Below are 10,994 nucleotides of genomic sequence, written 5' to 3' on the forward strand. Positions count from 1 at the left end.
TCGGGCAGCCGGTGCAACCCTCCTATTTGAACACGGACGGGTGCCATGACAAGACCCTCCTTCGCCTCAAGCGAACCCCGCCGGCATACCGCCGGCGGCCTGTTTCACATTGGAACACTGTGGCCTGCGCCACACCTCTAGCGTGGTTGCAGGCCCAAAGAGCCGACACGGGCTCTGCCCACACCCAATGCCTGTTTCAAGGGAGAAACACATGACCAGCACCTCTGCGTCGCCGCCAGCGATGACGCCCCGCCGCGCGGCCACCGCCGCACTGCTCGGCAGCGCCCTCGAGTACTACGACTTTTTCGTGTACGGCGCGGCAGCCGCCCTTGCAGCAACGGACCGCGCAAAAGCCACGGCGCTCGCGGCCGGGCGGGGTGAGGTGGGGATCGTCAAGCTCGCCTATGCGGGTGCCTCCACGCATGTCCTGGTGGGGGTCCTGGCCAGGGAAGTCCGCAGGGCCCACCCGCGCATCGAGGTGCGGCTGAACAGCCAGGACTTCGCGCTTCCAGCGCTGGCGCGCGTGCTTCGTGGCGATGTGGATGTCAGCCTTGGCCGCTGGGATTTCGTACCGGCCGGCGTCCAGTCCCGCATCATCGTGGAGGAGCACTTGGTGATGGCCGTCCCCGCCTCCCACCGGCTGGCGGAACACGAAGAAGTCCGGATGGGGGAACTGGCGGGGGAACCCTTCGTCGCACTGCCCCCGCATGAGGGGTCCGTCCTCAGCGACCGGCTGCGGCGGCTGAGCCTGGGCGCGGGCTTCGACCCGGAAATCGTCCAGCGGGCCCCGGATTCCTGGACCGCCATGGCACTGGTGGGGGCCGAAGTAGGCTGCTCCCTGACCGTCTCCTCCGTCGCGGAGAACGTGTCCGATCCGCACGTGCGTTTTCTCCGCGTACTGGACGAGACGCTCCCCATCTACCTTCGCATGGCGTGGCACGGGGACTCGGACAACCCGGCCCTGCCGCCGGTCATCGCGCTCGCGGAACGTGTCTGGCCTGCCGTTTCCGGAGTGGCGACTGGCTAGCGCCGGAATATCTGCCTGACGCCGCGGCTTGTCGCTAGAGGGCCGTCGTCGCACAAACAATCCCGGCCCAACGTCCCGGCGCGACGCAGCGCTCGGGCCTCCGCCAAAGCGGAAGGCCGTGCTGACGCGCGGATACACGCAGCACCTACCAGAAGGAGCACTATGACCATCGGCCCAGGAACAGCAGCGGTAGCTGGATTAGCATCAGCAGCGGGCACCGGGCGGACGGCCCTCGTAGTGGGAGCCACCGGCATCGCGGGGTCCGCCCTGGTGGACACCTTGGTTAGCGAGGGCTGGGCCGTCCTTGCCCTGTCCCGCCGCCCCGGAGCCGAGCGCCCCGGCGTCCGGTGGCTCTCCGCGGACCTGACGTCCGCTTCTTCCCTCGCCGCTGTGCTTGGCCCGGAGAACCCCTCACGCGTCTACTTCACCGCATGGTCGCGGCGCCCCACCGAGGAAGAGAACACCGCCGTCAACGCCGGCATGGTGCGTGACCTCCTGGCAGCCCTTCGGGGAAAGGACGTGGCCCACGTTGCCCTGATGACCGGCCTCAAACACTATCTCGGACCGTTCGAGGCCTACGCTGCCGGGGAAATGCCGGATACTCCCTTCCATGAGGAGGAACCGCGCCTGCCGGTGCCGAACTTCTACTACGCCCAGGAGGATGAACTCTGGGCCGCGGCGGCCCGGCAGGGATTCGCCTGGTCGGTGCACCGTGCCCATACCGTGATCGGGCACGCGGTGGGCAACGCCATGAACATGGGCCTCACGCTCGCCGCGCAGGCCGCCCTGTGCCGGGACAGCGGGGAGCCGTTCGTCTTCCCGGGGTCCGAAACACAGTGGAACGGCCTGACGGACACGACGGACGCCGGCCTGCTTGCCGAGCACATGCTTTGGGCATCCACCACCCCTGAAGCCGCTAATGAGGCCTTCAACATCGTCAACGGCGATGTGTTCCGCTGGCGCTGGATGTGGCCGAAACTCGCAGCCTATTTCGGCGTGGAGTGGGAGGGGTACCAGGGGGAGCCCCGTCCCCTTGAGAAGTCCATGGCAGGCCGGGAGGGCCAGTGGCGGAAGCTTGCCGCGAACCACAACCTCAGCGAACCGGACCTGAACCGGGTGGCGTCCTGGTGGCACACGGACGGTGACCTGGGGCGCGGCATCGAGGTGGTCACGGACATGGGCAAGAGCAGGGATGCCGGCTTCATGGGATACCGGCGGACGCTGGACTCCTTCACCGCACTGTTCGACCGGTACCGCGCCGACCAGCTGATTCCCTGATCACCCGGTCACGGCCGGCAAACAGACCCATCAACGCTAAAACGGCCATGGCACCGGCGGTGGCGAGCAGTGGAAGCGTCCAGTCCGCGATGGCATCGTGGAGTGCGCCGAAGACCACCGGCCCCGCGGCGCCAAGGGCGTAGCCCACGGATTGAGCCATGCCGGACAGTGATGCTGCCTGGGGGTGGTTCAACGTCCGGAGGCTGAACAGCGACAGGGCAATGACGATGAGGCTCCCGCAGCCCAAAGCACCCAGGACAACCCACAGCAGGATGAGTTCCGGCGCGAGTGCCAGCCCGAGGAAGGTCACGAACACCAATGCCCCGCTGGCAAAGGAAACCAGCCGTTGGTCCGATCCCCGGTGGAGGACGCCGCCCGTCCCCAGGCTGGCGAAGACACTGATCAACAGGAAGACGGACAAGTGCAGGCCGGCAGTGGTGGCCGGGATCCCGCGGCTTTGCTCGATGGTGGGCAACCACGCCATGAGCACGTAGAAGGCAATGGATTGCAGCCCCATGAAGGCCGTCACCTGCCAGCCGAGGGCTGAACCCCAGGGCGACCGGTAGGCGGCCTCGGGTTTGGCGAACTGCCGCGTGCTTGGCGTGTGCCGGCGGAGCCAGGGCAGGAGCACCGCCATGGCGACGAGGGCCAGTCCCGCCCAGACTCCCAGGGCGAGGCGCCATCCCGCCGGGGACGTCTGCGCCACGGGGACGACGACGGCGGCCCCCACTGCCGCGAAGGCGGCCTGGGCAGCGGTGTAGCTTCCGGTGACCTGGCTGACCCGCAACGGAAAGTCCCGCTTCACGAGGGAGGGAACCAGGACATTGAGAAAGGCAATGGCCACGCCGATCAGTACAGTTCCCGCCCAGATGAAACCGGGCACGGGCAAGGAGCGAAGCACGATGCCCGAGGCGAGAATCAGCAGGGACATCCACATCGCCCGGTCCAGGCCCAGTCGGGAAGCGAATACGGGTGCCAAGGGTGAGAAGACCGCGAAAGCGATAAGCGGAAGCCCGGTGAGGAACCCTGCTGCGGCGCTGGAGAGCCCCAGGTCGCTGCTGATGTTAACCAGGACCGGCCCCACGCTGACAAAGGACACGCGAAGGTTGACGGCGATGAGCAGGACGCCGATGAAGGCTATTCCGAATCTCGCAGTGCGGTGCGGGGCGTTCTGTGTGGTGGCAGGCATCGTTCGTTCTTCCGTCAGGCGGTGGGTTGGCGCGTTCCTCGCGCCCTTTTAGTTCTCTCCATTGAAGTACCCAGCGGCGGCTTCGAATCTCCCGCAGGATCGATGAATACGCCGTGGGAAGAACTGCCGTTTTTCCCAGCCAACTGGAAGGATCAATGGCCCTTTCCGGACGTACACTGACCTTCGCAACCACGTTTGTGGACACCTCGTACACGTTGGAGCCGCCCATGCTCTGGAAGCTGCTTGTCGAATACCTGCGGCCGCACCGGCCGCTGCTGATCGCCGTCGTGGTTTTCCAGCTGGCGCAGTCCATCGCGTCGCTGTACCTGCCCACGCTGAACGCCGACATCATCGACCAGGGCGTGGCCCGGGGCGACACCGGCTACATCCTGTCCACCGGCAGCTTCATGCTGCTAATCACGCTGGCCCAGATCGCGTGCGCCGTGGTGGCCGTGTACTTCGGCGCCAAGGCGGCCATGGGGTTGGGCCGTGACCTGCGTGGCGCCATCTTTGAACGGGTGGGCGGGTTCTCGGAGCAGGAAGTCACCAGGTTCGGTGCTCCCAGCCTCATCACAAGGTCCACCAACGACGTCCAGCAGGTCCAGCAGCTGGTGCTGATGTCCGCCACGCTGATGGTGGCCGCTCCCATGCTCAGTATCGGCGGGGTGATCATGGCCATCCGGCAGGACGCCCAATTGTCTTGGCTCATTGCCGTGTGCGTCCCGGTGCTGCTGATCGCCGTCGGGCTCATTGTCACGCGGATGGTGCCGCTGTTCCGCAAGATGCAGGCACGAATCGATACTGTGAACCGGGTCCTGCGCGAGCAGCTCACCGGCATCCGCGTGGTGCGGGCGTTCGTGCGCGAGGACATGGAGACGGAGCGGTTCGCCGGGGCCAACGCGGACGTCACGGATGTTGCCCTGCGCGCCGGGCGGCTGATGGCTTTGATGTTCCCCACGGTCATGCTGATCCTGAATATCTCCAGCGTGGCCGTGATCTGGTTCGGCTCGTTCCGGATCGAGGACGGGTCCATGCAGGTGGGCACACTGATCGCGTTCCTGAGCTACCTGATGCAGATCCTGATGTCCGTCATGATGGCCACGTTCATGGCCGTGATGATCCCGCGCGCGTCGGTGTCCGCGGACCGCATCGGCGAGGTGCTGGGCACCAGCTCCAGCGTCCTGCCGCCGGAGAATCCGGTCACCAGCGCGGATTTTGCCGGCAAGCCCCGGCGCGGCGAGCTGGAAATGCGCGACGTCGGATTCGCCTACCCGGGTGCCGATCAGCCCGTCCTGTCCGGGATCAGCTTCACCGCCCGCGCGGGGGAGACAACCGCCATCATCGGCAGCACCGGCTCGGGCAAGACCACCTTGGTTAACCTGATGCCGCGGCTCTTCGACGTCACGTCCGGTGCGGTGCTCATTGACGGCGTGGACATCAGGGACCTGGACCCGGACCTGCTGTGGGGGCACATCGGCCTGGTGCCGCAGCGGCCCTACCTGTTCTCCGGCACTGTGCGCAGCAACCTGCTCTACGGCAACCCGGACGCCACAGAGGATGAACTGTGGACGGCGCTGGAGATCGCCCAGGCGCGGGACTTCGTGGAGCGGATGGACGAGGGGCTGGACGCGCCCATCTCGCAGGGCGGCACCAACGTCTCCGGCGGGCAGCGGCAGCGGCTGGCCATCGCCCGGGCCCTGGTGAAGCGGCCTGAGCTGTACATCTTTGACGATTCGTTCTCGTCCCTGGACACCGGCACGGACGCCCGGCTCCGCCAGGCGCTCAAGCGAAATACCGCCGGGGCCACCATGGTGATCATCGCCCAGCGAGTGTCCAGCATCGTGGATGCGGACCAGATTCTGGTGCTCGACGACGGCAGGATCGTTGCGCACGGCACGCACCACGAATTGCTGCAGACTTCGGAGACGTACCGCGAGATTGTCTCGTCCCAGCTGGCGGCGGAGGAGACGGTATGATCACGCAGCGCCCGGGAACCCGACCCGGCGGAACCGCGGGAGGCGGGCACGGCGGAGGTGCGTCCGCTGGGACCGCAGCTGGAGGCAAAGCCGGCCAGGCCGACGTCGTACGCATCCCCCGTCCCGCTGGCGGACCCGGAAGGGGCGGACCCTTTGCCGGGATGAACGTTCCGGCTGAGAAGGCGATGAACTTCGGCGGCTCTTCCAAACGGCTCTTGGGCACGCTGCGCCCGGAACGGCTTTGGCTGATTCTGGTGCTGGCCATGGCCGTGGCCGGTGTGGTGCTGCAGGTGATCGGGCCGCGGCTGCTGGGCGAGGGCACTAACCTGATCTTTTCCGGCGTGGTGTCCAAGCAGTTGCCGCCGGGGATGTCGCAGGCCCAGCTGATTGCGATGTTGCGGGCGTCGGGGGAGAACCAGAAGGCGGACATGCTCAGCGCCATGACGCTGACGCCCGGAGCGGGGATCGACTTCGGGGCGCTGGCGAGCGTGCTGACGTGGGCGCTGGTGCTGTATGTGCTGGGGTCGGCGTTCATGTGGGGGCAGGCGTATGTGCTGAACGGCGTGGTGCAGCGGACCGTGTTTGGGCTGCGCGAGCAGATTGAGGCGAAGATCAACCGGCTGCCGCTGCGGTATTTCGACTCGATCCAGCGCGGCGAGTTGCTCAGCCGGGTGACCAACGATGTGGACAACATTTCGCAGAGCCTGCAGCAGTCCATCAGCCAGGCGGTGACGTCAGTGCTGACGGTGCTGGGCGTGCTGGTGATGATGTTCATCCTGTCGCCCACGCTGGCGCTGATCGCGCTGGTGACCATCCCGCTGACGCTGGGGATCACTACGCTGATTGCCAAGCGCTCGCAGAAGCTGTTCGTGCAGCAGTGGAAGAACACGGGCGAGCTGAACGGGCAGATCGAGGAGACCTACACCGGGCATGCGCTGGTGAAGGTGTTCGGCCGGCAGCGTGAGGTGGGGGAGCGGTTCCGGCAGAAGAACGCCGAGCTGTATGAGGCGAGCTTTGGGGCGCAGTTCATTTCGGGGCTGATCATGCCGGCCATGACATTCATCGGGAACCTGGTGTACGTGGGGATCGCGGTGGTGGGCGGGCTGCAGGTGGCCTCCGGGGCGATGCAGCTGGGTGATGTGCAGGCGTTCATCCAGTACTCGCGGCAGTTCACCCAGCCGTTGGCGCAGCTGGGGTCCATGGCCAACCTGCTGCAGTCCGGGGTTGCCTCCGCCGAGAGGGTGTTCGAGCTGCTGGATACTGAGGAGCAGTCGGCGGATCCTGTGGGTGCTTCGTTGCAGAGCCCTGACGGTGCCGGGCGGGGGCGGCTGGTGTTCGAGGATGTGTCTTTCTCATATTCGCCGGACAAGCCGCTGATCTCTAACCTGTCCCTAGTGGCGGAGCCGGGGCAGACGGTGGCGATTGTGGGGCCGACCGGGGCCGGAAAGACCACGTTGGTGAACCTGATGATGCGGTTCTACGAGCTGGACGCCGGGCGGATCACGCTGGACGGCGTGGATATCACCACCATGACCCGGGACGACCTGCGCTCGCGGATGGGGATGGTGCTGCAGGATACGTGGCTGTTCGGCGGGACCATCCGGGACAACATCGCGTACGGGCGCCCTGCGGCTTCTTCTTCCGATGTGCTGGAGGCGGCGCGGGCGACGTACGTGGACCGGTTCGTGAAGTCCCTGCCCGAGGGGTATGACACCGTGCTGGACGACGAGGGCTCCAACGTGTCGGCCGGCGAGAAGCAGTTGCTGACGATTGCCCGGGCGTTCCTGGCGCAGCCTTCTGTTTTGATCCTGGACGAGGCGACGTCGTCCGTGGATACCCGGACGGAGGTGCTGGTGCAGAAGGCGATGAGCGCACTGCGGTCCGACCGGACGTCCTTCGTGATTGCGCACCGCCTGTCCACGATCCGGGACGCCGACCTCATCCTGGTGATGGAGAACGGGCAGATCGTGGAGCAGGGGAACCACGCGTCACTGCTCGCCGCCGGCGGGGCTTACGCGCGGCTGTACGAGGCCCAGTTCGCGGCGCCTGTTGCGGAGGTTTGAGGGGCTACCTGTCAGATCGGGACTATAGATGTGCTGGGCAGATGTCTTTCTTTATGGGCGTCTGACAACTTTGCAGCTTGTGCCTATGGTCGTCCGACTTATTGAAGTTGCCACATCAGGAGGCCAGCTACATGCCCTTCAGCAGTCCGTCCTCCGATCGACTGCGAACAGGAAGTGCTGCTACTCAGATGTTGATCCGGGAGCAACAAGGTGTGTCTCTGTTCTGAACCAAATCGGTTGGGCAGACTCAGGTAGAGTGTTCAGGTCTCTCTGAGCATCCAAAGCTAAATCTGTAAACCACTGCACAGCGGTTTGCGGCAAGGTTTCCATGTCATCAGTTTTCATCGGGTGAGTCCTTACTGTTGAGTCTTTCTACTACTGCTATCAAGAGTTGTCGTTCAGTCTCCTCCGCACCCAACAGAGGATCAGCTGGAGCTAGCTTCATCCGTTGCTCCCTCGGTTTCGGTAGTTCAAACCTACCGTCTTTGTCCCTCGAACGACCCTCAGACAGAAACGCCTGTCGGAATATATTCCAAGACGCACCCCAGAACGGAGCAATGAGGACCCGAGAGTCGTCCGACGGGATCGTAGACAATGCTTCACTGTACATTTCGAACGCGAGAGACTTCGGATACGGGTCCACGTAAACCACCTTCTTGATGCCTGAAGCGACTATGAGTCTCATACACATGTGGCACGGAAACGCCGTCGTGTAAAGGGTGGCGCCGTCCACGGGTGTACCAAGCTTTGAAGCTGCCGTGATGGCAGTCATTTCAGCATGCGAGATACGACCGAACTCGATCAACGACATGATCCTGGCTTTCCTCACCTTCCCATCGCCAAGGCCAAGCACCTCTGCCAGTCGGTTCTCTCGCGTAAGAGAAACGAGGTTCTCAGTGAGCGCTCCGCTTTCGGCAAGTATGTCAAGGAGCTCTGACATCGTTTGATTGGTCATCTGCTTGTTGAAGTCATAGCCCCTCCGGAAGTCGCGAGCATCACCGTCGCTACCCGGCCAAGGGATACTGCCGCCCGCGGCTGGAACGTCATTGCAGCCGAGCGCAAGAAGTAGCCCCTGAGAGTCGGCGATCACGGCACCGACTTGCCGTCCTGGATCTGCGCTACGGAGACTTTCCGCGAAGGCGTGAAACATTGCCTGTTCATCTTGGGTGGGCGTTTCAAACGGTGAGCCAAACAAAACAGATGCAAATCGCGCTATTTCTCTTTCTGGATCATCATTCATGTTAATGAAATAATCGGCCATTGAATAGGTTTCCCTCACTCGTTGGCCCAATTTATTTATGGCATCCTGCTCGTCGCGTGCCATCAGGTCGGCGACCTTCGCGGCAGCGTTCGCAACGGTTGGATCGGCATAAGTCACTTGATGTTTCAGAGACAAGGCGCGTTGAGAATCATCTTGATGAACACCGACCAGGATGAATCGGCTTCCGTATACAGTACGGAGAAGTTTAACTTCATCTTCATGTTTGAGGGTTCTGAGTATCCAGGCATGCCGACGACGCTGAGAGTGCGATCCCGTGGCATTTTTTCTGGTGCCAACAATATTTGCAACAGCAAGCGCAGCGACGGCATCACCGCTGTTGAACTTCTTTCGCAAAAGATCACCGAGGTTCATGCGATCTTCGTAGTATGACGCTCCTGAAATTCCTGCCTCGGTGGCCCCTGAAGATTCTATAGTGCCGCCCCGCAGCAGTTTGCTTAGTCGTATGGATGTGCTGTCATATCCATATACACGAAGGTTGTTCTCGATGCTAGTGATCACCTGGTCCAGATCCGTTCCAATTGGGGCTACCAGTCCGATAACTATTTCGAAATCTTGCTCGCGGGTGTCACTGATCAGCATGCTGCTCCTTTGGTCGCCATGATCATAGTATTCTCGTGTCCTCTTGTGATCCGAAGGGCGCGCCACATCCAACAGCTGCTATTGCACTGAATCAATTGAAGGCACTTTTTGACGGAGTCGGTGCCTGGATGGCTGAGTGATAGAGTTGTAAATCGAGTAGTAGGATTCTGACGTGAAGAATGACCGGAAGATTACTCGCCCTGCTCGCACCGAAAGCTTCTGGGACCGGCATAGAAACCTGATGACCGTGTTCGTGGGACTGCTCGGTGCAGTGCTTGCGCTTGTTGGAGCAGGAATCGGAGCTAACGCCGCACTAGGTGGCGTGGAGAAACAGATTGCCGCGGGAGTTATCGCTCGATCTCAAGATAAGCGAGATGTGGCATATAAGGGCTACTTGGAAGCTGCTAACAAGTACTTCTATTCTTGGGATGAACTCTCAAGGGCAAATGAAGATAAAGCAAAAGCTGATGCCGAGGTTCGTTTTCGACTGGCTAGATTTGAGTTCCAGGGGCAGGCGAATGAAGTGTGGGTCCAGGGTAGTGATTCGGCCATCAAGGGCCTCATTGAAATGTCTGCGGTCCTGCCCGAGTCTCTCGCCTCTTCGGAGCTTCCGCCCCATGAACGAATTCCGGATCAAGTTTTATTTCGAGAGAAGTACAATAACTTTCTTCGCATACGTTGTGAGGAGACTGCCCCAGTAACTCGTACCGGTTGCCGTCCATAGACCCTATGCATGAGCCCTTCGATGCGAGCGTCGTCTGATTACTAGGGTCGTGCAAGCCCGGCCGTACTTGCTCGACGGAGGCCAAGCTGGAATCACGGCCGGAAGTTGTCGACGTGGGTTCCATCCCACCTGCAAGACAAAGCGGACGACGGCGGATGCCAACCGCCGTCGTCCGCCTCGCCCAGCCACCCAGCCGGGGCGGCCCAATAACTACCTCAGTGCCACAGCCCCAGCGCGAACTCTGCAATGACTGTGGACAGCAGGAACGAGGCCGTGATGGCCACCAATCCCACCGGGATGATCTTCCAGCCGATGTTCTTCAGCAGCGGGATGTCCTTGCCCAGGGACAGGCCGGCCAGGGTCAGCATCACGGTGGCGATGGAAAGGAAGTCCACGGTCTTGACCGCCGCGTTCAGCGCCTCGGCCCCGAAGAACCATGGACTGGAGATGTATGCGCCGATGGTCGTGATGAACACGATCGCCGAGATCTTCCGAGTGACCTTGGCCAGCGCAATGCTCACCAGGACCAGCGCCACCATGATCACGTACCCCAGCACGATCGAGAGCGACAACCCCTTCGCCGCAACGGAAGCAGTTCCAATACCCAGCACCGTCAGCACGGACAAGGAGAGCCACAGCGGCAGCTTCATCTCGGCCGAGGACTCCGCCACCCGCTCACGGAACAGCCGGTTCTCCTCAGCCTGCGCGGCCTCGCGCTCGGCGTCGGCAGCAGAAACAGCAGGAGCACCACCTGACTTGGCTCATTTCGTTAGTGCGTGAGTTTTGGGTTGCGGATGGCATCGAGAATGGCCTGCTGCTCGGCGGCAATATCGGGGGCGAACGTCTGCGTGGTGCCGTTGATGGCGATGGTCGCTG

At 62.8% G+C, this 10,994-nt stretch carries 7 protein-coding genes and 1 pseudogene; 5 read left to right on the top strand and 3 right to left on the bottom strand.

Annotation, left to right across the window (positions count from 1 at the left end):
• Positions 1 to 211 precede the first annotated feature (211 nt).
• A complete protein-coding gene (locus tag IEW19_RS18780) occupies positions 212 to 1,027 on the top strand; it encodes a LysR family substrate-binding domain-containing protein (RefSeq protein WP_229748585.1) in 816 nt (271 codons plus the stop codon).
• Between the two features lie 162 nt (positions 1,028 to 1,189).
• Entirely contained in the window at positions 1,190 to 2,305 is a 1,116-nt protein-coding gene (locus IEW19_RS18785) for an SDR family oxidoreductase (protein WP_188573106.1), read from the top strand.
• On the opposite strand, the gene IEW19_RS18790 is transcribed toward IEW19_RS18785, so the two are convergent.
• A complete protein-coding gene (locus IEW19_RS18790; protein WP_188573107.1) occupies positions 2,259 to 3,494 on the bottom strand; it encodes an MFS transporter in 1,236 nt (411 codons plus the stop codon). The genes IEW19_RS18785 and IEW19_RS18790 overlap by 47 nt on opposite strands.
• A 227-nt stretch (positions 3,495 to 3,721) precedes the next feature.
• On the opposite strand from IEW19_RS18790, the gene IEW19_RS18795 reads away from it, so the two are divergent.
• Positions 3,722 to 5,470 (top strand): ABC transporter ATP-binding protein, encoded by a 1,749-nt coding sequence (locus IEW19_RS18795; protein WP_188573113.1) that lies wholly within the window; start codon positions 3,722 to 3,724, stop codon positions 5,468 to 5,470.
• Positions 5,467 to 7,533: an ABC transporter ATP-binding protein gene (locus tag IEW19_RS18800; RefSeq protein WP_308420016.1), complete on the top strand. Its 2,067-nt coding sequence runs from the start codon at positions 5,467 to 5,469 to the stop codon at positions 7,531 to 7,533. Before IEW19_RS18795 ends, IEW19_RS18800 begins: the two co-directional genes overlap by 4 nt.
• Positions 7,534 to 7,867: 334 nt before the next feature.
• Here the strand turns inward: IEW19_RS18800 and IEW19_RS18805 are convergent, their stop codons facing one another.
• On the bottom strand, positions 7,868 to 9,394 hold the full coding sequence (locus IEW19_RS18805; protein ID WP_188573108.1) for an anti-phage dCTP deaminase: 1,527 nt from the start codon (positions 9,392 to 9,394) through the stop codon (positions 7,868 to 7,870).
• A gap of 172 nt (positions 9,395 to 9,566) precedes the next feature.
• Between IEW19_RS18805 and IEW19_RS18810 the strand changes: the two genes are divergently transcribed.
• The gene (locus IEW19_RS18810) at positions 9,567 to 10,118 is read left to right on the top strand and encodes a hypothetical protein (RefSeq protein ID WP_188573109.1); all 552 of its coding nucleotides are present in this window, start codon (positions 9,567 to 9,569) and stop codon (positions 10,116 to 10,118) included.
• A 215-nt stretch (positions 10,119 to 10,333) separates the two neighbouring features.
• On the opposite strand, the pseudogene IEW19_RS18815 reads toward IEW19_RS18810, so the two are convergent.
• A pseudogene (locus IEW19_RS18815) lies at positions 10,334 to 10,864 on the bottom strand (DUF3100 domain-containing protein); the annotation flags it as partial.
• Positions 10,865 to 10,994: the final 130 nt, after the last annotated feature.

This window comes from Arthrobacter liuii, from assembly GCF_014639275.1.
Lineage (GTDB): Bacteria > Actinomycetota > Actinomycetes > Actinomycetales > Micrococcaceae > Arthrobacter > Arthrobacter liuii.

Excerpts from the sequence above, each read along its gene's own strand:
- IEW19_RS18780 (WP_229748585.1), top strand. The coding sequence starts at position 212 with ATGACCAGCACCTCTGCGTCGCCGCCAGCGATGACGCCCCGCCGCGCG.
- IEW19_RS18790 (WP_188573107.1), bottom strand. The coding sequence starts at position 3,494 with ATGCCTGCCACCACACAGAACGCCCCGCACCGCACTGCGAGATTCGGA.
- IEW19_RS18795 (WP_188573113.1), top strand. The coding sequence starts at position 3,722 with ATGCTCTGGAAGCTGCTTGTCGAATACCTGCGGCCGCACCGGCCGCTG.
- IEW19_RS18800 (WP_308420016.1), top strand. The coding sequence starts at position 5,467 with ATGATCACGCAGCGCCCGGGAACCCGACCCGGCGGAACCGCGGGAGGC.
- IEW19_RS18785 (WP_188573106.1), top strand. The coding sequence starts at position 1,190 with ATGACCATCGGCCCAGGAACAGCAGCGGTAGCTGGATTAGCATCAGCA.
- IEW19_RS18805 (WP_188573108.1), bottom strand. The coding sequence starts at position 9,394 with ATGCTGATCAGTGACACCCGCGAGCAAGATTTCGAAATAGTTATCGGA.